The 24,519-nt window shown below is 27.8% G+C and carries 23 protein-coding genes; 15 read left to right on the top strand and 8 right to left on the bottom strand.

Translation table 11 applies throughout. From position 1 onward, the window contains the following. Positions 1 to 38 precede the first annotated feature (38 nt). On the bottom strand, positions 39 to 974 hold the full coding sequence (locus QZ288_RS01210; RefSeq protein ID WP_295154089.1) for a DDE-type integrase/transposase/recombinase: 936 nt from the start codon (positions 972 to 974) through the stop codon (positions 39 to 41). A 151-nt stretch (positions 975 to 1,125) separates the two neighbouring features. Here QZ288_RS01210 and QZ288_RS01205 point away from each other — a divergent pair, with 151 nt between their 5' ends. The 6 genes from QZ288_RS01205 to QZ288_RS01180 all read left to right on the top strand — a co-directional run bounded on the left by QZ288_RS01205 (position 1,126) and on the right by QZ288_RS01180 (position 7,857). Next, positions 1,126 to 2,502: an MATE family efflux transporter gene (locus tag QZ288_RS01205; protein ID WP_295154087.1), complete on the top strand. Its 1,377-nt coding sequence runs from the start codon at positions 1,126 to 1,128 to the stop codon at positions 2,500 to 2,502. 75 nt (positions 2,503 to 2,577) lie between these two features. Further along, entirely contained in the window at positions 2,578 to 3,150 is a 573-nt protein-coding gene (locus QZ288_RS01200) for a hypothetical protein (RefSeq protein ID WP_295154086.1), read from the top strand. A 22-nt stretch (positions 3,151 to 3,172) separates the two neighbouring features. Then, positions 3,173 to 4,708 (top strand): NTP transferase domain-containing protein, encoded by a 1,536-nt coding sequence (locus QZ288_RS01195; RefSeq protein ID WP_295154084.1) that lies wholly within the window; start codon positions 3,173 to 3,175, stop codon positions 4,706 to 4,708. Next, positions 4,683 to 5,837, top strand: a complete 1,155-nt coding sequence (locus QZ288_RS01190) for a hypothetical protein (protein WP_295154082.1) — start codon at positions 4,683 to 4,685, stop codon at positions 5,835 to 5,837. Before QZ288_RS01195 ends, QZ288_RS01190 begins: the two co-directional genes overlap by 26 nt. Positions 5,838 to 5,905: 68 nt before the next feature. Next, positions 5,906 to 6,787 carry a DUF2225 domain-containing protein gene (locus QZ288_RS01185; protein ID WP_295154080.1) on the top strand — a complete coding sequence of 294 codons (882 nt, stop codon included), beginning with the start codon at positions 5,906 to 5,908 and terminating at the stop codon, positions 6,785 to 6,787. After that, a complete protein-coding gene (locus QZ288_RS01180; protein ID WP_295154078.1) occupies positions 6,787 to 7,857 on the top strand; it encodes an LptF/LptG family permease in 1,071 nt (356 codons plus the stop codon). The genes QZ288_RS01185 and QZ288_RS01180 overlap by 1 nt, the downstream gene beginning before the upstream one ends. Position 7,858: 1 nt before the next feature. On the opposite strand, the gene QZ288_RS01175 is transcribed toward QZ288_RS01180, so the two are convergent. The 7 genes from QZ288_RS01175 to QZ288_RS01145 form a co-directional block, all read right to left on the bottom strand. After that, complete coding sequence (locus tag QZ288_RS01175) at positions 7,859 to 8,305, bottom strand: GNAT family N-acetyltransferase (RefSeq protein WP_295154076.1); 447 nt, start codon at positions 8,303 to 8,305, stop codon at positions 7,859 to 7,861. A gap of 67 nt (positions 8,306 to 8,372) precedes the next feature. Next, positions 8,373 to 10,109, bottom strand: a complete 1,737-nt coding sequence (locus tag QZ288_RS01170; protein WP_295154074.1) for a proline--tRNA ligase — start codon at positions 10,107 to 10,109, stop codon at positions 8,373 to 8,375. Positions 10,110 to 10,257: 148 nt separating this feature from the next. Then, positions 10,258 to 10,707 carry a DUF6194 family protein gene (locus tag QZ288_RS01165; RefSeq protein WP_295154072.1) on the bottom strand — a complete coding sequence of 150 codons (450 nt, stop codon included), beginning with the start codon at positions 10,705 to 10,707 and terminating at the stop codon, positions 10,258 to 10,260. After that, positions 10,704 to 11,864, bottom strand: a complete 1,161-nt coding sequence (gene dxr / locus QZ288_RS01160) for a 1-deoxy-D-xylulose-5-phosphate reductoisomerase (RefSeq protein ID WP_295154070.1) — start codon at positions 11,862 to 11,864, stop codon at positions 10,704 to 10,706. Before dxr ends, QZ288_RS01165 begins: the two co-directional genes overlap by 4 nt. 208 nt (positions 11,865 to 12,072) lie before the next feature. Then, complete coding sequence (locus tag QZ288_RS01155; RefSeq protein WP_295154068.1) at positions 12,073 to 12,708, bottom strand: Crp/Fnr family transcriptional regulator; 636 nt, start codon at positions 12,706 to 12,708, stop codon at positions 12,073 to 12,075. A 33-nt stretch (positions 12,709 to 12,741) separates the two neighbouring features. Then, entirely contained in the window at positions 12,742 to 13,728 is a 987-nt protein-coding gene (locus tag QZ288_RS01150) for a tetratricopeptide repeat protein (RefSeq protein ID WP_295154066.1), read from the bottom strand. A gap of 106 nt (positions 13,729 to 13,834) precedes the next feature. Beyond that, positions 13,835 to 14,422 carry a pyridoxamine 5'-phosphate oxidase family protein gene (locus tag QZ288_RS01145; RefSeq protein WP_295154064.1) on the bottom strand — a complete coding sequence of 196 codons (588 nt, stop codon included), beginning with the start codon at positions 14,420 to 14,422 and terminating at the stop codon, positions 13,835 to 13,837. 117 nt (positions 14,423 to 14,539) lie between these two features. Between QZ288_RS01145 and nadE the strand changes: the two genes are divergently transcribed. The 9 genes from nadE (at position 14,540) to QZ288_RS01100 (ending at position 24,514) form a co-directional block, all read left to right on the top strand. Continuing rightward, entirely contained in the window at positions 14,540 to 16,432 is a 1,893-nt protein-coding gene (nadE, locus tag QZ288_RS01140; protein ID WP_295154062.1) for an NAD(+) synthase, read from the top strand. A gap of 124 nt (positions 16,433 to 16,556) precedes the next feature. Beyond that, positions 16,557 to 18,488, top strand: a complete 1,932-nt coding sequence (locus tag QZ288_RS01135) for a chemotaxis protein (RefSeq protein WP_295154060.1) — start codon at positions 16,557 to 16,559, stop codon at positions 18,486 to 18,488. 20 nt (positions 18,489 to 18,508) lie between these two features. Then, the gene (locus QZ288_RS01130; protein ID WP_295154058.1) at positions 18,509 to 18,772 is read left to right on the top strand and encodes an anti-anti-sigma factor; all 264 of its coding nucleotides are present in this window, start codon (positions 18,509 to 18,511) and stop codon (positions 18,770 to 18,772) included. An 18-nt stretch (positions 18,773 to 18,790) separates the two neighbouring features. After that, entirely contained in the window at positions 18,791 to 19,159 is a 369-nt protein-coding gene (locus QZ288_RS01125) for a response regulator (protein WP_295154056.1), read from the top strand. Between the two features lie 55 nt (positions 19,160 to 19,214). Next, on the top strand, positions 19,215 to 21,332 hold the full coding sequence (locus tag QZ288_RS01120) for a chemotaxis protein CheA (RefSeq protein WP_295154054.1): 2,118 nt from the start codon (positions 19,215 to 19,217) through the stop codon (positions 21,330 to 21,332). Between the two features lie 11 nt (positions 21,333 to 21,343). Next, positions 21,344 to 21,874 carry a chemotaxis protein CheW gene (locus QZ288_RS01115; RefSeq protein WP_295154052.1) on the top strand — a complete coding sequence of 177 codons (531 nt, stop codon included), beginning with the start codon at positions 21,344 to 21,346 and terminating at the stop codon, positions 21,872 to 21,874. Between the two features lie 19 nt (positions 21,875 to 21,893). Further along, positions 21,894 to 22,745, top strand: a complete 852-nt coding sequence (locus QZ288_RS01110) for a protein-glutamate O-methyltransferase CheR (protein WP_295154050.1) — start codon at positions 21,894 to 21,896, stop codon at positions 22,743 to 22,745. A 16-nt stretch (positions 22,746 to 22,761) separates the two neighbouring features. Then, complete coding sequence (locus QZ288_RS01105; RefSeq protein ID WP_295154048.1) at positions 22,762 to 23,355, top strand: chemotaxis protein CheD; 594 nt, start codon at positions 22,762 to 22,764, stop codon at positions 23,353 to 23,355. A gap of 25 nt (positions 23,356 to 23,380) precedes the next feature. Next, a complete protein-coding gene (locus QZ288_RS01100) occupies positions 23,381 to 24,514 on the top strand; it encodes a chemotaxis response regulator protein-glutamate methylesterase (protein WP_295154046.1) in 1,134 nt (377 codons plus the stop codon). Positions 24,515 to 24,519 lie beyond the last annotated feature (5 nt).

The raw sequence follows: 24,519 nt of genomic DNA, 5'->3' as shown, positions 1-24,519 counted from the left end.
TCCTACTAAAAAAATAAAAAAAGTCAATTAAAAAATTGTCATGGAGCCATAGATATTGTACTTTTCCTTTCCATAATATTTTTGATTCTATCTTTGATAGTAATATATCCTAGAGAAGAAATCAATCTTTGGTTATTATAAAAATGTGTATATTCTTTTAATTTTTCTCTTAATAATTCTACAGTTATATTTTTATTTAATCTCGAATAAAATTCCTTTTCATCTATACCATGTACTCTCTCTACTACACCATTGTATCTTGGAGTAGCGATAGGAATATATCTTCGTTGTAATTTATTTTTCAAACAATATTCATCAAAAATATTCATTTTAGAAGTATTAATACATCGATAAGTATATTCCAATCCATTATCTGTTTGTACGGATTGTATCTTAAAAGGTGAAGTTTTTAAGACATATTTCAAGAAAGATAAAGCACTAGAAGGTGTTTTATCTTCATAGATTTGCCTCCAACTATAACGTGTAGCTAAATCAACAGCAGTAAATTGATAAACTGTTTTTCTCCCTAATTTGATATATTTAGTGTCTATTTGAACTATTTTTCCCTCTTTTTCTATTTTAGAGACAAATTTAATTTTATCATATCGCTTCTTTTTCTTTTTTATTTTATATCTCCAGAGATTACTTCTTTTTAGCACATTCTCAACAGCAGTAACACCTATTTTAATTCCTTCACGATTTAAATATTCTTTAATATAATGTTTTCCTCGATATTCTTCAGTATAGAGTTTAATAATTAAATTAATAGCTTTTTGATTATCAAAGATATTTGTGGAAGTTTTTGGTCTAGTGCTAAGATTAATAACAGTTCCAGTATTTTTATATTTCTTAAGCCAAGTATAAAAAGTAGATTTGGCTATAGAATATTTTTTTAATAATATTTTAATATTTTTAGTTTTTAATGCTCCTTGGACTATAAATAATTTAAACTCTGTGCTATAATCTTTTTTCATAGTAGTATCCTTTATTTGTTTTCTATTCAAAAATATTATAACAAGGATACTGCTTTTTTTATATTAAAAAATGTCCAAAAACTCATACTCCTAAACAAGTCAATTAAAAAATGATATTGAATTTATATAAAAAAATATTATAATGGAAATTATGATTTCTGATTATGATATAAAAAAAGAAACTGAAAGGCAGAATAAAAAATTTAAGCAATTGACAGAATCAAATATAGAAATCCTAGTTATAAAAATGGCTATACCAACTATAATAAGTATGCTTACAACATCTTTTTATAATATGGCTGATACTTTTTTTGTAAGTAAAATAAATACACAATCAACAGCAGCAGTAGGAATAGTATTTCCTATGATGTCGATAATACAGGCTATAGGATTTTTCTTCGGACATGGCTCAGGAAATTATATATCTATTAAACTTGGTGCTAGAGAAATAGATAAAGCATCAAAAATGGCTGCTACAGGATTTTTATCAGCTATGATAGCAGGATTTGTAATATTAGTATTAGGATTGATTTTTATTAAGCCTTTAGCTATTATGCTTGGTTCTACAGAAACAATATTGCCCTACTCTATAATTTATATGAAATATATATTAATAGGTGCTCCGTATATGACAGCCTCTTTAGTGCTTAACAATCAATTGAGACTTCAGGGAAATGCATTATTTGCTATGATAGGCTTAACAACAGGAGCATTGCTTAATATAATATTAGACCCTATTTTTATATTTTATTTTTCTATGGGAATAAAAGGAGCAGCAATATCAACTATAATAAGTCAGTTTGCGGGCTTTTTAATACTTCTTATAGGTACTAATGTATGGGGCACATTGCCTATAAAATTAAATAATTTTTCTCCAAGCATACAAAAATATAAATCTATAATAATAGGCGGGCTTCCAAGTCTATTTAGACAGGGTATATCTAGCTTTTCAACTGCATTTCTAAATATCATATCTGCATCATTCGGCGATTCTGTAGTAGCCGCTATGTCTATAGTAAATAGAGTTTCTATGTTTACTAATTCTGCAGTTGTAGGTTTCGGACAGGGATTTCAGCCTGTATGCGGATTTAATTACGGAGCAAAAAAATATGATAGGGTTATAAAGGCATTTTATTTCTGCATTAAAGTTTCAGCAATTGCATTATTAATATCTGCCTCAATAATATTTATAAACTCCGAAGCAATAGTATATTTATTTAATGATGAAGATTCAGTATTAATTGATGTTTCAATTAAAGCTTTAAAATATCAGGCATTAACTATTCCATTATGGGGAATTATTGTAATATCAAGTATGATGCTTCAAACTGCCAGAAAAACTATAAGAGCATCAATTTTAGCATTAGCAAAACAGGGAATATTTTTTATACCGATAATATTTATTTTTTCTAAAATATTTTATATTAATGGTATAGCGGCAGCACAGCCTTTTGCTGATTTTTTAACTTTTTTATTGTCTATAATTCTTGCAAGCAGTATGATAAGAGAAATGAAACTGCATTTATAGAATAAAAACTAATTTAACATAATATATTTATTAAATTAGTCTTGAAGTTTTTATATATAGGTATATAATAAGAATATGGAAATAAAAGATTCTACAAGAAGTGCATTAGTAAGAAAAGGCAATGAACTTTTCAATCAAAAAGATATAGAAGGTGCTTACAGATGCTATCTTACAGCCTCTTATTACGGAGGTATAGAAAAAATAGCAGATTATTATAATTTTGAAAAAAAAAATATAATAAAAGCTATGCAGTTATATAAATTCATAATGAGAGAAGATTCAAATTTAGGCGGAAATGTCAGAGCCAAGCAAAAATTGAGTAAATTATCTGAATCTGTAGTTAAAGTTTTGAGAAAATGGCTTAAAGAAGATGATGCTTTTAATGATAATAAAAATGATAAATTAGAATTAGACAGTAAAAATACATTCCTTCCAAATAATTATAAAAAAAATAGTTTAGAAGATATTTTAAAGGCAAAAGAAAAAATAGATAAAGAAGAATTAGATAAAAAAGAGCTAGATAAAAAAGAATTATATAATAATATACCAAAAACAAATACTATTACATCAGATTTTTATTCCAAAGCTTTAAACATAAGAAAACCTGTATTTGAACAAATATATACAAATAAACAAAATAAAAAATAAAATATTATAATTGGGAGTTCCTATGGAAAAAAATGCTGTTGAAATTGAGAATGCTCTTGCTTCATTATCATCAAAATTTTCAAAGAATGATACTTTAGTGATAATATTAGCTGCAGGTCATGGTAAAAGAATAAAAAGTTCTACATCTAAGATGCTTCATACTATATGGGGAGTTCCTAGTATAGAAAGAGTTAGACTTGCTGTCAGAAACGGAATACTTAAAAGTAATATTACCATAGTGGTAGGAATAAAGGCACTTGATGTTGCTAATGCTGTAGGAAAGCAGTCTAGTACAAATTTTGCATATCAAAAAGAACAAAGGGGTACGGGGCATGCTGTAAAAATAGGTCTTGATAAAAGCGATTTAAAAAATATAAAATACTGCTATGTAATATATGCTGATATGGGACTTATAGATTCTGATACTATGAAAGAGTTTCATCAGGAATTCTTAAAATCAAAAACTGATATGATAGTTATGACTGCTATGTATGACGGTCCTAAAGGCGGCAACTATTACGGAAGAATATTAAGAGCCAGAGGATTAACTTATGACGGACAAAAAAGCAAATATAGGCAGGGCTCTCAGGGTAATGTTATAGGAGTTATTGAATATAAAGATATACTTGCTATGAAGGAAGATGACAAGCTTTATAAAGTATATAAAGATGAAAAATTTTCTTATGAAAAAGATGAGCTTTTGGATAATTTTAATGAATATGTAGCCGGCATATACGGATTTAAAATGAAGCCTTTAGAAGAGCTTATAGAAAAATTGGAGTCTAATAATGCACAAAATGAACTTTATCTGACTGATTTGATAGAAATTTTTATTAATAATAATTTATCAATATCTACTTATATGCCTAAAGACAGCAGAGTAGTTTTGGGATTTAATGATAAAACAGTTCTTAAAGAAATGGAATCTATAGCCAGATCTAATGTATATAATAAACTTAAAAATATAATTACAATATATGACGGAGAAGATTTTTTTATAGATTACAGTGTAGTAGAACAGATACTTGAGATAGATAAAGATGAGAAGCCTCTTGATATATATATCGGCAAAGGTGCTTATATTGGAAAGGGAGTTACTCTTAATTACGGAGTTACAATATCTCACGGAGCAAAGATAGAAGGTAATGTATATCTTGGAGAAAATGCATATATTGATGATAATGTACTTCTCTCTTGTTTAGAAAATCAGAAGCTTGTATTAGAAGATAATGTAAAAATATACTCAGGAAATCAGATTAAAGGAAATGTTTATATAGGCAAAAATACAGCTATAGAGAGAGGAGTTAATATTACAGGAAGCGATAATCACCCTGTTAATATCGGCTCTAATGTGCTTATTAAAGGTGTAAGTTATTTATACGGTTCTATAGTTGATGATAATGCATATATAGAACATTGTATATTTTATTATTCCCATATAAAAGCATTGCTTGATAAAAAAGGAAATATAATAAAATGCAGATTTATAAGACCTAAAGAAGAAGGTGCTGAATCTGTTGTAAAAATAGAAGATGTTAAAAAATCTAAAAAGAAATAGTGTATTTACTGCTTTTATAATAATATTAATATATAGTTTCTATAATAATATTAATATATATAAGCTTAATGCACAGTATCAAAAAGAAATTATAAAAGATGCCCCTCCTATTACAAGGCATTATATTAGAATGAGCAGCTTTGAAACTCTTGATACTTGGTCTATAGCTTCACTTAGAGATGAACCTTATATAAGCGGATTATTTATAGATAATATGAATAATGTGCATTTTTCATATTATGATAATTTGCTTAATACTGCTGTATATGTTACAGGAAAGGATGGAAAATTCAATAGAATTATATTAGATAATAATAGAGAGCTTGGGAATTTAATTACTATAGCACTTAATAATAGAAATATTCATGTATCATATAGTAAAGCAAATAAAATATTATATGCCAATAATAATTCAGGTACTTTTAATAATTATGCTATGGATTTAAGTCAAAATAGAAAAATTTTAGATTTAAAATTGGTAATGTCTGCATTCGATTATCCTACTCTATTTTTTATAGATAACAGAGGCATATTATCTGTATCAAGATTTTATAGGGATAATTTTTTTTCCGATTTTATTTATACAAATAAAATAGTTGACAGCGTTTATCCTGTTGCTGAAAAAGACGGATATGCTCTTTATCTGCATGAATATGAAACAGGGAATATACTTTATGGTTCAAGAAAGACTAATACAGCATTTAAATTTTTTGATGATAAAGCTATAGTAACTAATTCAAGTATTTATTGCGTCAATTATGAAGAGCATAATAGATTTAATATAATATACCTTAAAAAAGATGATAATAAAACTATTAATTATACAAGATTCTATGACGGAGTATTTACAAACGGCATAATAGTTTCAGAAAATGAAAATATAATTTCAATGGATTCAGATTTGGATTATGCTGCACAAACTATGGTTTTATATACTAAAGAGAATGGAAATAAATATTTATTTACAGATAATAGAATAATAGATTTATCTGTTTTGGGAACAAGCAGCGGCAGTATAAGATTAAAATCGGCACAATATCCTTATTTTTATATTTTGTATTATAATAATATATTTGATGAATTAAGAATTACTAAACTCAATATAAGTGATATTGAAAAACTAAAATAAACCGATAATTGATTTAACATTTTTATATTATAAGTGTTTATAAAAATAAGTATATAATAGGATTTTTTATGAGCGATGAACAATTAAAAGTATCTTTTATGGAGAAAAACCCAAGAACCTGCCCAGTATGCAAGAATGATTTTTATCATGAAATGCTTCTTACAGGCGGAGGAAGATTAATAGCAGGTAAGTTAAGAAATGATTTAAGAAGAACTTATGAAAAAAGTAAAAAATACGGAACAGTTTATCCTTTAATATATGTAGTAGTTGTATGTCCTAATTGCTTGTATGCAGCTTTTCAGGAAGATTTTAATTTAATAGATAATAGGAGAGCAGAAGAAGCTTTAAATACCGCAGAATATAGAAGTAAGTATACAGCAGATTTTTTTGGAAATGATATAGATTTTACTAGAAGCAGAACTCTTTTGGAAGGAGCAGCTAGTTATTTTTTAGCATTAGACGGTTATCTTTATCATGGAAAAGATACTGCCCCTACTTTAAAAAAGGCTTTATGTGCTTTGAGATTAAGCTGGACTTTAGAAGATTTGGCAAAGGCATATCCTGATGAAAATTATGAAAGGCTTATTCCTTTTTTTCAGTATAAAGCCAGCGAATTATATTCTTCTTCTATAGACTGTATGCAAAACGGAAAAGAAAATTTTGAAAAATTAAAGTCATTCGGACCTGATATAGATAATAATTTTGGATATGAAGGTATGCTTTATATGGGAGCATTACTTGGAATGGACGCCTCTAAATTTATACCAGACCCTAATGTAAAGGCACAGACTTTAATTCAGGCTAAAAGAAAAATAAGCAAAATATTTGGTTCTGGTAAAAGCAGCAAGTCAAAACCTTCTGCTTTGCTTGAGAAAATAAAAGAACTTCATACTGCTATCAGCGAAGAATTAAATTATCTTAATGAGGAATATGGTATAGATATAAGTTAATGAAAAAACTGAATGCTTATTTATTAAAAGAATTCTTATCTTTTTTCTTCGGCTCTTTATTTTTATTTGTAGTATTAGTTACAATAGCAGATTTAAGTACCAGACTATCTTTTTATACAGAGCATCCCGAATTAATTAATTATTTTATTACCTACCATTTGGCAAGAGCTCCTCATAATGCATATTATATATTTCCTGTAGCCTTAATGTTTTCATCTACTTATGTATTAGGAAATTTTGTAAAAAATAAAGAAATGCTTGCAGTAGAAAATTCTGGTATTAGTTTATTTAAATTTTCTATGCCTATGTTTATTATAGTTATAGGATTATGTTTATTTTTAGTATTTTTTTGGGAATTTGTAGCTGCTCCCTTAAATAAAGTATCTTTTGATGCAAATGATGCAATGCGTGGAAATCAAAAAGCATCAAAAAGCGGTCCTTGGCAGCTTTTCGGAGGAGATAATTATTTATATTTTATAGAAACTTATTTTTATAAAGAACAGTATATGACCAATACCATAGTGCTAAAAATAAATGAAGACGGCGGAATAAAATTCAGAATATCAAGCCCGTATATACAATGGAATGATAATGATAAAAAATGGTATGTACAAAACGGCATATTAACAACATTTACAGATAATAAAGAAATTGATGTAAAAGAAATTAATAATTATCCGTTGGAAGTTTTAGAAAGACCTGAACATTTTTACGGAAGACCTCCTTTAGATTCTATGAGTATAAGCGAAGAAGCACATATTATAAAACTGCAGAAAGAAGTTAATATGGATACTTCAAAATTGGAGACAGATTTGCATTACAGAATATCATATTGTTTTTCTGGTTTTATTATTGTATTGCTTGCTTCACTATTTTCTAAATTTTCAACTCAAAGTGTTTTGGTTATTAGTTTAGTTATGGTTATCATAGTTGCTTTGCTGTACTACTCTATACTTATGATATTTAGATCTATGGGAGAAGCTGGAAATATGAATCCATTTATTTCTGCTTGGATGCCAAATATTATATTCGCCATACTCTGCATATTAGCGTTTAAAAAATTCTATTAATTTAGTTATAATTTATTTCTTTTTCCATAATGAAAGCGTCAAATTGATTATTATAATATTTTTTTCTTACAGCTATTTCTTTAAATCCGTTTTTTATATAAAAGTTTTTAGCATTTATATTATGTTCATGCAAATCTAATTTGATACTTTTTATATTATTATTTTTAGCGTCATAAAATAAATAAGATAATAATTTTTTACCGTATCCTAAATTATTAGGATATGATGCTATGAATATTATATCTATATCAGGCTTTAATAAAAAATAAATTAAAAAACCTGTTATTTTATTATCATTTTCTATTATGATTACTTTATGATGTTTATCTTTTATATATTGTTTTATACAATCTTTAGATATATGTATGTATTCACTTTTTAAAGATATTAAAAAAATAGAATCTATTATATTATCATCAGTACTATTTATAATTTCTATATTTTTCATATTAATCATTTAAAATAAAAATGAATAAGAAAGTTTATAACAGCTCCCCTATTCATTTATTTATAATTTATACTTTACTATTTATTTCATTGAATAATTCTTGTTTTTTTGTTTTTACATATTCAATTATTTCTTCAATTTTCACTTCAATACTTTCCTGTGATTTTCTAAGCTTAAATTCAATTACGCCTCTTTGAAGCGATTTTTTTCCTACTATTATTCTCATAGGAATACCGATTAAATCGCAGTCATTGAGTTTAACTCCAAGTCTTTCTTTTCTGTCATCAAACATAGTTTCTACACCAACAGAGTTTAAATCATTATAAATCTCTTCTGCTTTCTTAAATGAATCTTCGGTTTCTTTATCAACAGCAACTACTATAGCCTCATAAGGAGCAACGCTTATAGGAAATATAATGCCTTTATCATCATAATTTTGTTCTATAACAGAAGCCAAAGCTCTATTAACTCCTATACCATAAGAGCCCATTATAGGAGTAGTTTCTTTATTATTTTCATCTAATACTTTAAAATCAAATGCCTTAGTATATTTATTGCCTAGTTTAAATATATGTCCTAATTCTAATCCTTTTTTCTGATATAATACTTCTGTGCACTCTGGACATCTGTCTCCTTCTTTAGCTGTTCTGAAATCTCCCCATACATCAATATTAAAATCTCTTTCTATATTAACATTTTTTATATGCATATCATCTTTATTGCTGCCAACTATTGCATCAGCTACTGACTTAATAGAGTTATCAGCAAATATTCTTATATCCTTTTTTAATCCTATAGGAGAGGCAAAACCTACTTTAGCTCCTGTAACTTCTTTTATAGTTTCTTCATCAGCAAGTTCTATACCAATTCCGCCCAAAGCATTAGAAAGTTTAATTTCATTGATTTCTAAATCTCCTCTTACAGCAGCTAATATAATTTCATTTTCTTCTGTTTTATAAATAATGCTTTTAATGAAATTTTTTGAAGATGTATTAAAGAATTTTTCTAAATCATCGATAGTTTTTATATCAGGAGTATGCACTTTCTCTAATGGTTTATCAGTATAGCATTTAGGTATATCATCTTCTTTTACATTAGCTTTTTCAACATTAGCTCTGTAATCGCATTTAGAACAAAATATTATTGTTTCCTCCCCTACTTCGCTTAATACCATAAACTCTTCGCTTCCGTCTCCTCCCATAGCTCCGCTGTCTGCTTTTACGCTTACAGTATCTAAACCCATTCTTTTAAAGATTTTAGTATATGCTTTACTCATATCATTATAAGTTTTATCAAGGCATTCTTTAGTTATATGAAAAGAATAAGCATCTTTCATAATAAATTCTCTGGATCTTATGACTCCGAATCTAGGTCTTATTTCATCTCTGTATTTTGTATGTATTTGATATAAAGTGATAGGCAAATCTTTATATGACTGTATTTCATTTTGTGCTGTTATAGTAAAAGCCTCTTCGTGAGTAGGTCCCATTGCCATATCAGAATCGTTTCTATCTTTTAATCTGAACAGTTCTTTTTTAAATCTTTCCCATCTTCCTGAAGGAGTTAAAATTTCTTTTGAAACAATTATGGGCATTATGCATTCATTAGAATCTATTGCATTCATTTCTTCTCTTATAATATTAGATATTTTATTTAATACTCTAACTCCAAGAGGCAGATATGAATAAAGTCCATTAGATACTTTTCTTGCAAGTGCAGCTCTTAACATCAATTTATTAGAAGCAATAACCGCATCATTAGGAGCTTCTTTTAATGTAGGCATAAAAAGTTTTGATAAACGCATAATATTTCCCTTAATTTTTTATTGATTATTAATGATATATTATAAAATTAAAATTATCAACTATAATAAATATATTCTTTTATAATAAATCTTATATTATTGTTATAATTTCTTTTACTATTTTTATTATAATTTTTTAATACTTTTGTTATAATTTCTTTTTACTGAATTTCTCTTGAGCATATTCATAAGATTCATTTATTAATGGTTTTAATCTTTCAAACATTTCATTTGACGGATTTAATATACATATCCAATACATCCAAGCATATATAGGATGCGGGAGTATTGTATTTAATAATGTAAAATCATAAGGCATATTAACAATACCTCCTTTTGACGGTCTTTTTGGAATCTCATTAAATAGTTTTTTAAATGTTTCTTTTCTAATTCCTATATTAACTCTAAATATATTTTCCCTGTCTAAATTAGATACTTTATCATTAGGACCATTTTTATCTTTAATAGTTAAAATATATATGCCTCTTTTTAATTTATTATTCGGATTATAGAATAATGATTTTTCTTTGAAACTTTCAATTAAATTTAAATATTGAAAATTATCTAAACAGTATTTTATTATTTCATCTATATTCATAATTTATTATTAAGTTTGCTTATTATATTTAAAGTTTCTTCTCTTATTTGCTTATCAATGTTTATTATATTTTCTATTGTAAGAGGAATATCAATATCTTTGCTGCATATTTCTGCAACAATATCAAATATATCGGTAAAAGATATTTTTTTCTCTAAGAATGAATATACGCATATTTCATTAGCAGCATTTAATATACAAGGATAAAGCCCTCCTTTTTTACCGCATTCATAAGCTAATTTAAGCATAATAAATTTATCAAAATCCATTTTATAAAAATTGATTTCAGAATGTTCATACAGCTTCAATTTTTCAAAAGGCGTTTCTCTGATTTTCGGATATGTAAGTGCATGCTGTATTGGAAGACGCATATCATTTTTTCCAATCTGAGCATAAATCTCCCCGTCATTCATCTCTATCATAGAATGTATTAAACTTTGCGGGTGAATAATGGTTTCTATTTTATCATAATCTAAATTAAATAAATGATGTGCTTCTATAACTTCAAAACCTTTATTCATCATTGTGGCACTGTCTATTGTAATTTTGCTTCCCATAGCCCAAGTCGGATGCTTTAAAGCCATTTCCGCAGTAACATTTTTAAGTTCTTCTTTTGGAGTTCTAAAAAACGGTCCTCCTGAAGCGGTTATTATAACTTTTGAAAGCGACTCTTTAGGAAAATGCTTTAACATTTGAAATATTGCTGAATGTTCGCTGTCTATAGGAATTAAATCAGCATTATGTTTTTTTAATAGTTTATTTATTATATCTCCGCCTACAACTAAAGTTTCTTTATTTGCTAATGCTATTATTTTTCCTTTTTTTATAGCTTCTATTGTAGGAAGAAAGCCTGCATATCCAGTTAAGGCATTTACTAAAATATCAAAATCAGTATCCCTTACAAAGTCAGCAGTACTTCCTTCATAAATATTTATATATTTAGAACAATCATAATTTTTAAAAATATTTTCTGCATTCTTATCAGATATATTTATGCTATTAGGCTTAAACTCTGTACATAAATCTTTTAATATATCAACTTTAGAGTTTACAGACATTCCTACTATTTCAAAGTCATTATTAAACTCTCTTACAACCGAGCAGGTATTTGTACCAATTGAGCCTGTAGCACCTAATAAAAGAATTCTTTTTTTCATATTATATATATCCTATTTTTTTATTAAATTATTTTTTATTAAAAATTGACTGACTTATTTTATAATAGTTTTTATATTATATATTATTTAAGAATTTTCTAATTTAGAATATTATTATTTTTTTAATTTTAGTATATGCTCTTTCATAAAAAAAATTTTTATTATAAGAAAAAATCATTAGTAAAAAATTATTATTAATAATGAAAAATTATGATTTCTTTCTCTTTAAATCTATTTGTCTTTGAATCTCTTTTAAATTTTTTACATATATTGTATTAGTTCTAATATCTACTTTGCCTGTTTTTATCAATGAATTTAATACCTTCTGAACATCTGCAACTTTAACGCCGCACCAATTTGCAATATCATTAATAGTTGCATTCAATTCCTGAGGCTCATAATAATGATCTCTAGGTATATTCTGAAGTTCGGCTAATAATAAAAGACAGTCATATACTCTCAAATCAATTTCATTAAGCTGAAGTATTAAAAGCCTTCTTTTAGCATCGAATATTCTTTTAGCAAATGTTTTTGAAAGCTTCAAAGCCATTATTGTATTATTAGCCAATATACTTTGAAAATTTTCTTTTTTTAACTCTAAAAGTACAGTAGGTTCATTTGCTATTGCAGATGCACTTCTAGTAGTATCTTCTAATATAGCCATTTCTCCGAAAAAATCACCTGGATAAACTATATCTAATAATTTTTCTATATCTTTAATAACCTTTGTAATTTTTACAGAACCGCTTTGAACTAAATAGAATTTATCTCCTCTCTCGTATTCCAGAAATATAACATCATCGGTATCATATTTTTTTGTATGTGAAGCTAAATCATTATCCATATTTATTTATTCCTTATTTAATTAAAAATCAAATTATAACTTTGATATATTGGCATTAGCCTCTTTTGAAAAATTATCCATAGGAGGCATAGAAATAACTTTTTGATAATATGCCTTTGCCTTAGTTTTATCACCATTTGCTTCGCAGCTTTTAGCTAAAAAAAGTATAGCCTCTTTAACATTTGAAGATTTAGGATATTTTTTTATTGCTGATAATAATAGAGAATAAGCATCATCATATTTATTTATATTAAAATAGCATTTTCCCATATAAAATAGCGAATTTTCTGCAACAGAAATATCTGTGCTTTTTATCAAAGTATTGAATGTTTTTAAAGAATTAATATAATCATTATTATTATATAATTCAACAGCCTTATTATAATTAGGATCTGTTATTTCCGTTTTTGCATTAGTTTTTGTATTTTGTACAGCAGCATTCAAAACAGGAGGTGCTATATCGCTGTCATCAGTAATATCTAATTCATTTTTACATTCTTCTATTTTTTCTTTTACTGTGTTATAAAATGAAGAATTTTCATTAGCATACTGTATATATCTTTTATAGGCATAAAGTGCATTTCTGTATTTTTTATTCTTAAAATAAAATTCTCCTATTTTATATAAACCTTCCAAAGGATCCTGACCATCTTCGCTTATATCATTTTTAACAAGTTCGCTTACTCTTTTGTTTATTCTTCTAAGCTGATTAGAAAATACCTTCAGCATTTTTATGATTATAGGTTTATTTTTTTCTATTAAACTTTCAAATTCTTCATAAGTAATAATTATAACAGAACAATCTGTAAGACATTGAACTGTATCTTCCTGCGGATAAGTTCCAAGTATGCTTTTTACTCCGAAAAACTCTCCTATATTGATAAGTTCTCTAGTTTCATAACCTGTTTCTTCTGATAAGAATATGCTTTGAGCCTGACCTTGTTTTAAAATATAAACTCTGTCTGAGGTGTCGCCTGCAAAATATACTATAGAACCCGCTTTATATACTCTTGTCTGCATTAATTTTTCCTCAATTAATATTTATTCTTAAATAACTTTTAGAATAAATTAAACATTTTTAGCCTTTTTATTCTATCACTTATAATACTTTTTTCAAGTTATTTTTTTATTTTCTTAGTTTATTTATCATATCTATTGTTTCTATATCGATTGTTTCTGCTCTTGATTTAAGATCATCAATTATGATTTTTATATCTTCATCTGGTATATTTTGTCCGAATTTAGCCTTTGCAGTAATATTTTCTATTTTTATAGTACCTATAAGCATATTATTTTGTGCATAATCAAATAGTTTATTATCTATATATAAATTATTATTATTAGGTTCATATTTTCTTACTATTTCATATAAAATTTCTTTTCTTTTTGATATATTATCTATAGTTTCAAATATACCTTCTATAAAAACAGAAAAGAAAAATTGCGTAGGTATCATTTTGCCGTTTAAAAATGAAGAAGGAATATATGAATATAATTTTGATGCACTAAAAGAAACTTTGGGATTATTTTTTAATATTTCGTATTTTCTTCCTCCCATAGCACCGTGAAAATATATTTGATTATCTTTATAACAGAAGCTTATAGGAACAGCATAAGGTATATCATCAGGCAATGCCATAACTCCGAATTCTATGCTGTTTAACATACTGTATATATATTCTTTATCTTCAAATAAAAAGTCTTTTCTTCTCATTAATAAAATAGAGTCCTAATAATATTGATATTTTTATTATTTATATATAATATATAACGGTTTATTATATTTTTTCTTTATAATTTAATTATATAATATATTTGGAGTTATTTGATTATGAAAATAGCAGTTTCCCAACTAGAAATAATACCTTCTATGCCCTGCGATAATGCTGTAAGGATTATTAGTTTTATAAGTAAGGCAAAAAAAGAGAATGCTGATATTATAATATTTCCTGAATTATGTGTTTCAGGATATATGATTGGCGATATGTGGGAAAGCGAGGGATTTATAACTGAATGCGAAGAACTTGGCGAAGAAATTATAAAATCATCTAAAGATATATATGTAATATTCGGTAATGTCGCCTCTGACAGAAATAAGAAAAATTTTGACGGCAGAATAAGAAAGTATAATGCTATGTTTATAGCAAAAGACGGAAAATTAATACATAATAATACTTCTCCATATCCATTTATAATAAAATCATTACTCCCGAATTATAAGGAATTTGAAGATACTAGACATTTCTTTAGTTTGAATGATTTAGCTTTTGAAAATAATACTGATATAAAAGAATATTTAAAGCCTTTAGATATAGAATGCAATGGCGAAAAAATAAAATTAGGCTTAACTATATGCGAAGATATATGGAGTAAAAATTATTTATTTTCTCCTATGGATATTATTAATGCTGACAAAGATGCAGATTTACTTATCAATATATCAAGTGCTGATTATGTATTAACTAAAGATACAAAAAGACATAGTATGCATGGAGAAATTGCCTCAAAATATAATATACCATTCATATATGTTAATAATGTAGGCATACAGAATAATGGAAAGACTGTTTATACATTTGACGGAGTAAGTTCTGTTTATGATAATAATGGGAAGCTGCTATTGGCTGGAAACAGATATGAAGAAGATTTATATTTCATAGATATGGATATAAAAAATAAAAAATTTCCTAAACCTATAGAAGTAAAAGATGAAGATGAATACAAATCAATATATGATACTGTCATTTATGGTATAAAGAAATTTGTAAAATCTATTGGAGTTAATAAAATTGTCATAGGCGTTTCAGGAGGCATTGATTCTGCATTATCGGCTGCTATGTATGTTAATGCTGTGGGCAAGGATAATGTTTTACTTGTAAATATGCCTAGTAAATTCAATTCCGACACTACCAAAAATCTAGCAAAAACATTGGCGGATAATTTGGAATGCGGATATATGGTAGTTCCTATACAGGAATCTGTAGATTATACTGTAAAGCAAATTGAAAATTCCCCTATTATAAAGAATGGCGAAGAAAGTCATTTGAAACTATCATCTTTTATTATAGAGAATATACAGGCAAGAGACAGATCTTCTAGAGTATTATCAGCTATTGCTGCTGGTTTTGGTGGAGTATTTACATGCAATGCCAATAAAACAGAAACTATGGTTGGATATTCTACTATGTACGGAGACGGTGCAGGATTTTTTGCCTGCTTAGCCGATTTATGGAAATATCAGGTATACGGATTAGCCAATTATGTTAATAATGAAATTTATAAAAAAGAAATTATACCTTATGGTACTATAAATATAATGCCTAGTGCCGAACTTTCATCTGAGCAGGCTGTAGATGAGGGAAAAGGCGATCCTATAAAATATGAATACCATGATTATTTATTCAAATTTTTAACGGAATCTTGGAACAGATGCATATTAGAAAATATATTAGAGTTTTATATAGAAGGGAATTTAGAAAAAAAGATAGGCTGCAAAGAGGGAATATTAAACAAATATTTTAAAAGCGGAATAGATTTTATAGATGACTTAGAAAAATGGTGGAAGCAATTTATGGGTATGGGAATATCGAAAAGAATTCAAGCTCCCCCTATACTTTCTATAAGTAAAAGAAGTTTCGGCTTTGGGGTACGCGAATCGCAAAATAGAGTATATTATACGGCAAAATATTTGCACTTAAAAAACAAAATTGTTAATTTAAGCTAGTAAAAAGTAATGTTTATTTAAAAATTATTGAGTAATTAAATATTTTACTTGCAAAAAGCAATAATAAATGTTATATTAATAATGTAATATATAGAATTTATATAATATTAGGAAATCATATAAAGTGGCAGCAGTTAATATTATAGACCATAGCATAAAACAGGATATTCTTGATTATTCTGCAATATTAGAAACAACTGTAAAAGATGTGCATTCTTTTTTGGAAGAAGTAGGAAGAGTATATGGTTTTATAGGTGAAAAATTTCCTCTTATTGAACAGGAAATGAAGAAAGAAAATGAAAAAGCTAATAGTTTATTACTATATTTTACTAATAAAGAAGAAGGCGGAAAGAATTTTTCTAATGATTTGGCAGAAAATCAGGAAGATTTTATCAGATCATTTGATAGAATGCAGAACTTCATATCTCAGGATAATGAACTTTCAGATTCCTTAGTTGAGGATGTCGGCAGAACAAGCAGTATAATGGATTCCATTGAGCAGATTAGAATGCTTGCTGATCAAATTAAAGTTTATTCATTGAATGCCATAATAATATCTTCTAAATATGGTGCAGGAGGAAAAGCTTTTGGAGAAATATCTAAAAATATAATAAAAATGTCTGAAACTTCAAATGAGCAGGCAAGTCAAATGAATAGAATCGGCAAGGAATTATTTGTCAGATTTGAATCATTTAAAACAGAAATATTAAAGACAAATGAACTTCAAAGACAGAATTTTACAATTATGAGAGAACAGCTTGATAAAGAGCATAATAATATGGTTAATTCTTTTGCTGTATTTTCTAATGTAATATCAGATATAATATCAAGAGTTGATAATACTTATGATTTTATATTTGAAGTAATGATGGTTCTGCCTAGAGAAGATATAGTTAGGCAGCAGACAGAACATATTATAGAGTCAATAAATGCTATGGTATATGAAAATAGAAATTTTATTGATTTTTACGGAAAAGAAGTAGAAGCTATAAATCCCGAAGATTTAGAGAAAGAAGAAAATGAAAAAATAGAGCATAAACTTTTGGATTTGCTTACTTTTGATGATGTTGTTTTAACATTAACTATAGAAAATTTTAAATCTATATATGAAGAAATAAATCTTACAAACTCAGATATTTATAAAAGTTTGAAAGGCTTAAAAGATGCCCTTACAGATATTACATCAGACAGAACTACTATTGTAGAATATATGATAGGAGGAGAAACAGGCAAATCAGAGTTCCCATTTACTGTTTCAGAATCTTTATTTAATGAATATATGGATTTTATAAAATTATATTTGGAAAATTTCAAATTATTTTTAACTAATAAGTATAGAATATCCGACAGTAATATAGCTATAATAGACTCTATAGAAGAATTGGAAAGTATGTTCTTGGAAACTAAAAATATTGCTAAAACTTTTAACTCTATTAACTTTTTGGCTAAAATAGAATTGGAAAAAAACAGCAATATATTTAATAATTCTCAGACATTTTCTATAGACAGCGTTGAGTCAATAGCTACAAATATAACATATACAGTAGATACTTGTTTGGAGCAGTTTCATAATATTAAATCTGCTATATTCAGTTCTATTAATAAATTTAAATCTAATATTAATCAGCAGTCAAGCGAGCATGATTTTATAGAATCTATGGCAGACGGTGTAAGCAAGCGTTTAGATGAGTCTAAATTTATTATAAATAATAATATTAAAAGTTTAGACAGCTATGCTGATGAATTATTCGGACTTATAGATAAAACATTGATAGATTTAAGCTCATTAAGTACTTTGCTTACAAAAATTAATGAGATAATAGAAATATTTAATAGTATGAGAAATGTTATAAGAAATAAAAAGAATGAGTATTATAATTTGCTTGGTATAACTAATTGGAAAATAGAAAGCGATAAATATTTAGATATAGTTAATTCTTATACAATAAAGAAAGAAAGGGCTATTGCTAATAGTATTTTATCTGGGGAAGATGCACCAAATGTCGATATTAATATAGATGTAGGTGCTGACAGCGGCGATTTTACTATGTTTTAATAAAAATTACGGAGGTATTTATGTCAGTTTTGGAGATAAATGATAATCTTAATATAAGAACTATGAGTAAATATTTTAAGAATGTTATAAAAAGTGCTGATTATAATGATGATATGACTATAAAGTTTAATTGCGAGGGCGATGCACATGTGGATTTAGCAGGACTTCAAATATTATATGCCGTAAAAAAAGAACTTGCTAAAAATGGAAAAAACCTTATAGTAGAAGGTATGAATAACTTGTTTGATGATTATTTAAAAATAATTAATGATAAAAATAATTAATGAATAAGAGGTTAATGTATGGCTAAAACAATACTAATTGTAGACGATTCAAATACAGCTAGAGCATCTGTTGAATATACTTTAAAGAAAGGCAGTTATGATGTAGTATCTGCAGATGATGGTACTACAGGCTTGGAGGTTTTGGGTAAGACTCCTAATGTTGATATGATAATAACCGACCTTAATATGCCTAAAATGGATGGTATAGAATTTATTAAGCATGTAAGACAGGTGGATCAGCATAAATATACCCCTATTCTTATGCTTACAACAGAATCTCAAGATGAGAAGAAAATGGAGGGTAAAGCTGCTGGAGCCAGCGGCTGGTTGGTAAAGCCGTTTAACCCAACCCAGCTTTTGGATGTTGTAAAACGTTTCTTAAGCTGATTTCCAATAGTCTTATTGTTAAAATAAGAATTTTATAAAGGCAGAGGTGTAATATATGTTTGATAGTGATGAATTTATTTCGATATTTTTAAGCGAAGCTAATGAGATAGTTGAAGGTCTTGAAAATGACTTGGTGCTGTTAGAAGATAATAAAAGCGACGAGGATCTTTTAAATAAAATATTTAGAAGTGCTCATACTCTTAAGTCTTCAGCAGGTACTGTCGGATTTGCAACTATGAGTGAATTAAACCATGTTGCAGAAAATTTATTGGAGAAAGTTAGAAGCGGTAAATTGGATGTAACTCCGCAGATGATTACAGTACTATTAGAGTTTTTAGATACTGTGAAACTAATGCTTCAAAATATTATAGACGGTAAAAGTGAAACTGAGGGCATTGATAATATAGATTCATTAAAAGCTAAAATAAAAGCTATAGCTGACGGTAATGAAATATCAGTGAAAGCTGCAGCACCTGAGCCTAAAAATGAAGAGCCTAAAAAAGAGGCAGAAGCAAAAAAAGATGATGATAAAGGAAATGCATCTCATCTTTCAGAAGGAGGAAATTATTTCCATATAGAAATGGGTTTTAAAGCTAGTATTTTTGATAATGGTATAGACCCTCTTATGTTCTTAAATGACCTTAGAGCTATAGGAAGTATTAGTAATTTAAGAATAGAATGTAACAGTCTGCCTACAATTTTGAATCTTGAAGATCCTTATATATGCTATACTCAGTTTTCTTTGGATTTTCAAACAAATTCATCAGAAGAAGAAGTACAAAATATTTTCTTATTTGTAATAGATGATAATGATATTAATATTATAAATACTAAAGCAGATATAAAAGATGATGAAGAAAGTAAAGATAATCAAGTAAAAGCTGCTGAAAGTACTGCGGAAAAAGCAGCTAAAGAAGAAACTGCAGCTCCTGCTAATAAGCCTGCTGCCAATCAAGCCGCTCCTAAAACTGCTTCAAAAGTTCAGGCTCCTTCAACAGTTAGGGTTGATACTAGAAAATTAGACAGTTTGATGAATTTAATCGGAGAGCTTGTTATTGCTCAGTCAAGAATTATGCAGCTTACTCAAAGTTTGGATATAGATAATGGATTAAAAGAGGCTGTAAGTTCAATGGACAGAACTTCAAGACAGATACAAGAAGAAGTTATGAATATCCGAATGATGCCTATAGGTCCTATATTTACTCAGTTCCATAGATATGTTAGAGATTTGAACTTGGAATTAAATAAAGAGGTAAAATTAGTATTGAAAGGCGAAACTACAGAAATAGATAAAAATATGCTTGAGCAATTGTCTGACCCTCTTAAGCATATTATAAGAAATTCTATGGATCATGGTATAGAAAAAACTAAAGAAGAGAGAGTGGCAAGAGGAAAATCCGAAGCAGGTACTATAATAATGTCTGCTGCTCACCAAGAGGGGCATGTTGTTATAGAAGTGTCAGATGACGGCAATGGTTTAAATAAAGAAAGAATATTTAATAAAGCTGTTGAAAAAGGACTTCTTTCCAAAGACGGCAAATATTCTGATATAGAAATATACAGAACTATATTCAGTCCCGGTCTTTCTACTGCTGAGAAAATAACTGACATATCAGGAAGAGGCGTTGGTATGGATGTTGTTAGAGCTAATGTAGAAAAAATGAAAGGCAAAATAGAAATTAAATCTACTGAAGGGCAAGGCAGTACTTTTATAATTAAACTTCCTCTTACTTTAGCTATTATTGAAGGCATTACTTTTGCTTTAGGCAAGCAGATATATATTATGCCTTTAATTTCTATTATAGAACAGATAAAAGTAAAAAATGAACAGGTTAAGCCTTTTGAAGGCAAAGGCGAAATGATTAAGATTAGAGATGAGTATCTGCCTTTAATTAGACTGCATAAAGTATTTGAAATAGACACTCAAGTTGATAATATAGATGACGGTATAGTTGTTGTTGTTGAAGCAGGATATAGAAAATGTGCTATATTTGTTGATGAGTTACTAGATCAGCAGCAAGTTGTTATTAAATCTTTAGATTCAGCATTTAGCAAACATGCTGGTATAGCCGGCGGTACTATACTTGGAGACGGAAAAATAGCCCTTATTATAGATATACAGGGTTTAGTTAATATGTCTTTACAAGGAAAAATAAACAATGGCGTAAAATAAAGGATTGTAATATGTTAGATAATCAAAAAATAAATGCAGCTAATATACCTCAGGTTGGAGGCACATCTTTAGAACATGATGAAAATATTTATATTGAACCTAGTCAGCAGTTTTTAGTTTTTAAAATCGATGATGAGGAATATGCTCTTGATGTATTGAATACTGAAAGTATTGTAAGTGTAACTAATATAACTCCTGTTCCCGGAAGTCCTAAATATATGAGAGGACTTATGAATTTAAGAGGCAATATTCTTCATATAGTTGATATAAGAATAAGGTTTGGTTTGGATAGAAGAAATGATCATTCTATTGAAGATGATGTTATTATAGTTATAAATACAGCTAATAGGAAATTCGGTATATTAGCGGATATGGTAAGTGATGTTATCACTGTTTACGAAAGTCAAATGACAGAAACACCTATTGACAATATGAGAGGACTTCAAATTTCTAATGTTATTAGATTAGAAAATAAAATTATTATGGTTCTTCCTATAGAAGAAATAATAAAATCTAATACTACAGATAATCAAACGGTATAAAATCATTGAGGTATGAAATATGGAAGATATAAATGATCATATGCCTGCTCTAAGCGATTCTGAGTTTGCAGAATTAGTAAAGATAATATACGATAAAACCCGTATACAAATGTCTAATCATAAAAGAGCATTAGTAACTTCTAGGCTAAGTAAAAGACTAAGGGTTTTAAATATGTCCTCTTTTAAAGAGTATATAGATTTTGTCAAGAATGCTGATGATGAAGATCTTGTTAATTTTGTAAATGCTGTTACAACTAATAAAACAGATTTTTTTAGAGAAAATAAACATTTTGAATATATGAAAAGTACTTTTCTTCCAGATTGGGAAAATGACTTCAAAGCTGGAAAAAATAAGAATCTTAGAATATGGTCTGCTGCATGTTCTACAGGAGAAGAACCTTATACTATTCAAATGACTTTGCATGAGTATTTCGGCTCTAATTATGATAAATATGATATAAGAGTTTTGGCTAGTGATATAGATACCAATGTATTAGCACATGGAAGAACTGGAATATATAAAGATGAAAATGTTGATCCTATAGATGACAATATTTTAAGAAAGTATTTTTTAAAAGGAACTGGCGATAAAGAAGGATTATATAAAGTTAAAGATATTTTGAAAAAAAATCTTTCTTTCAGACAGCTTAATTTTAAAGATGAGGAGTTTGATATTCATACTAAGTTTGATTTAATATTTTGCAGAAATGTTATTATTTATTTTGATAAAGAATTCCAAAAGGAATTATTTAATAAATTTTATAAATATTTAAAGGAAGACGGTTTAGTATTTATAGGTCATTCAGAAACATTATTTGGAGTATCTGATAAATTTAAATATGTAGCAAGTAATATCTATAAAAAAATCTAACTAGGGGTGTGTAATAATGATTGATTTTCCAGAAGCAGCCAATAGTAATTTTAAAAGAATAACAATATATATTGGCGGTTATTATGCTTCAAAAGAACCTGCTGTAATAAAAACAGTATTAGGCAGCTGCATATCTGTTTGTCTCTTTGAAAACAAGCTGAAATTCGGAGGTATGAATCATTTTATGCTTCCAGAGATGAGAGAATGGGAAAACCCTGCTGAAGATTATAATCATACAAGATACGGTGTTTTTGCTATGGAGGTTCTTATAAATGAGATCATTAAGTTAGGCGGTAAAAAAGAAAATCTTACTGCTAAAATATTTGGAGGAGGACATGTTCTTTCTAGTATGACTAGTAATATTCTTCAAGTGCCTGATAAAAATATAAAATTTGCTAAAAAATTTTTATCTGATGAAAAAATACCTATCGTAAGTGAAGATATTGGGGGTTCTTGGCCTAGAAAAGTATTCTTTTTTAATACGGAAAACAGAGTTCTTATGAAGAAATTAGAAGGTAAAACCAAAGAATTTTCTGCTGAACAAGAAATTAAATATTCTAAAAATTTACAGCATAAACTTGAGGAAAAATCAGATATCACTTTGTTTTAATATATTAATAAATTAAGGATTTTTTATGGCGACAAAAATTAAAGTATTGGCTATTGATGATAGCGCACTAATTAGACAATTACTCACTAAAATTGTTAATTCAGATCCTGCATTAGAGATGGTAGGTACTGCTGCAAATCCAATTTTAGCTGAAAATAAGGTTAAAAGTCTCAAACCTGATATTATTACTTTAGATATTGAAATGCCTGAAATGGACGGTATTACATATCTTAAAAAACTTATGCTAAATAACCCTATACCTGTAATAATGTTTAGTTCTCTTTTGGATAAACATAGAGAGCTTGCTTTAGATGCTTTGAATATAGGTGCTTTTGATTATGTAATAAAACCTTCTGCCAATGTAAGAGACGGTGTAGAAGAGTTAGCTACAGATTTGGTGGAAAAAATAAAGAATGCTTATGCAAACAGAGCTAAATTCTATAGAAAACACGGAGTTAAAGTACCAGATGAGCCTGCAGGCAGTGCAGAGAAAACTCCTATCAGCCTAGAAGCTCCTAAAACTTCAGGATTTAAGGTTTATCAAAAAAATACTGCTGATATAATACTTCCTTTAACTCCTTCTAGGGAAACTCCTATGGAAAAAATAATTCTTATTGGTTCTTCTACAGGAGGTACTGAGGCTTTAATAGAATGTCTTAAAAATGTTACGCCTTCAGCTCCCCCTATTGTTATAGCTCAGCATATGCCTGAACATTTTACTACATCTTTTGCTAAGAGATTAAATAGTATTCTAAAAATAGATGTATTTGAATCTGAAGACGGTATGAGTGTAAGCAGAGGACAGGCTGTACTTGCCAGAGGAGCTAAACATACTATGATTAAAGTTAGAGGCGGTAAATATTATATAGAAGTTAAAGACGGAGAGGCTGTTACAAGACATAAGCCTTCTGTGGATGTACTTTTTAGAAGCGGTGCAGTTTATGCTAAAAATAAAGCTATAGGTATAATACTTACTGGTATGGGCGATGACGGTGCTAATGGTATGAAGGAAATGAAGGATGCAGGAGCTTATAATATAGCTCAGAATGAAGAAACCTGTACTGTTTTTGGAATGCCTAGAGAAGCAATTGCAAGAGGCTGTGTAGATGAGGTTTTACCATTAGATAAAATACTTGCTGCTGCTTTAAAAAAAGCATAATATAA

This window comes from uncultured Brachyspira sp. (assembly GCF_910578695.1).
Classification (GTDB): domain Bacteria; phylum Spirochaetota; class Brachyspiria; order Brachyspirales; family Brachyspiraceae; genus Brachyspira.
This window is presented reverse-complemented; position numbering and strand designations above follow the sequence as displayed.

Bases quoted from the DNA above. Each gene is read 5' to 3' on its own strand.
- QZ288_RS01210 (WP_295154089.1), bottom strand. From the start codon at position 974: ATGAAAAAAGATTATAGCACAGAGTTTAAATTATTTATAGTCCAAGGA.
- QZ288_RS01205 (WP_295154087.1), top strand. From the start codon at position 1,126: ATGATTTCTGATTATGATATAAAAAAAGAAACTGAAAGGCAGAATAAA.
- QZ288_RS01200 (WP_295154086.1), top strand. From the start codon at position 2,578: ATGGAAATAAAAGATTCTACAAGAAGTGCATTAGTAAGAAAAGGCAAT.
- QZ288_RS01195 (WP_295154084.1), top strand. From the start codon at position 3,173: ATGGAAAAAAATGCTGTTGAAATTGAGAATGCTCTTGCTTCATTATCA.
- QZ288_RS01190 (WP_295154082.1), top strand. From the start codon at position 4,683: ATGTTAAAAAATCTAAAAAGAAATAGTGTATTTACTGCTTTTATAATA.
- QZ288_RS01185 (WP_295154080.1), top strand. From the start codon at position 5,906: ATGAGCGATGAACAATTAAAAGTATCTTTTATGGAGAAAAACCCAAGA.
- QZ288_RS01180 (WP_295154078.1), top strand. From the start codon at position 6,787: ATGAAAAAACTGAATGCTTATTTATTAAAAGAATTCTTATCTTTTTTC.
- QZ288_RS01175 (WP_295154076.1), bottom strand. From the start codon at position 8,305: ATGAAAAATATAGAAATTATAAATAGTACTGATGATAATATAATAGAT.
- QZ288_RS01170 (WP_295154074.1), bottom strand. From the start codon at position 10,109: ATGCGTTTATCAAAACTTTTTATGCCTACATTAAAAGAAGCTCCTAAT.
- QZ288_RS01165 (WP_295154072.1), bottom strand. From the start codon at position 10,707: ATGAATATAGATGAAATAATAAAATACTGTTTAGATAATTTTCAATAT.
- dxr (WP_295154070.1), bottom strand. From the start codon at position 11,864: ATGAAAAAAAGAATTCTTTTATTAGGTGCTACAGGCTCAATTGGTACA.
- QZ288_RS01155 (WP_295154068.1), bottom strand. From the start codon at position 12,708: ATGGATAATGATTTAGCTTCACATACAAAAAAATATGATACCGATGAT.
- QZ288_RS01150 (WP_295154066.1), bottom strand. From the start codon at position 13,728: ATGCAGACAAGAGTATATAAAGCGGGTTCTATAGTATATTTTGCAGGC.
- QZ288_RS01145 (WP_295154064.1), bottom strand. From the start codon at position 14,422: ATGAGAAGAAAAGACTTTTTATTTGAAGATAAAGAATATATATACAGT.
- nadE (WP_295154062.1), top strand. From the start codon at position 14,540: ATGAAAATAGCAGTTTCCCAACTAGAAATAATACCTTCTATGCCCTGC.
- QZ288_RS01130 (WP_295154058.1), top strand. From the start codon at position 18,509: ATGTCAGTTTTGGAGATAAATGATAATCTTAATATAAGAACTATGAGT.
- QZ288_RS01125 (WP_295154056.1), top strand. From the start codon at position 18,791: ATGGCTAAAACAATACTAATTGTAGACGATTCAAATACAGCTAGAGCA.
- QZ288_RS01120 (WP_295154054.1), top strand. From the start codon at position 19,215: ATGTTTGATAGTGATGAATTTATTTCGATATTTTTAAGCGAAGCTAAT.
- QZ288_RS01115 (WP_295154052.1), top strand. From the start codon at position 21,344: ATGTTAGATAATCAAAAAATAAATGCAGCTAATATACCTCAGGTTGGA.
- QZ288_RS01110 (WP_295154050.1), top strand. From the start codon at position 21,894: ATGGAAGATATAAATGATCATATGCCTGCTCTAAGCGATTCTGAGTTT.
- QZ288_RS01105 (WP_295154048.1), top strand. From the start codon at position 22,762: ATGATTGATTTTCCAGAAGCAGCCAATAGTAATTTTAAAAGAATAACA.
- QZ288_RS01100 (WP_295154046.1), top strand. From the start codon at position 23,381: ATGGCGACAAAAATTAAAGTATTGGCTATTGATGATAGCGCACTAATT.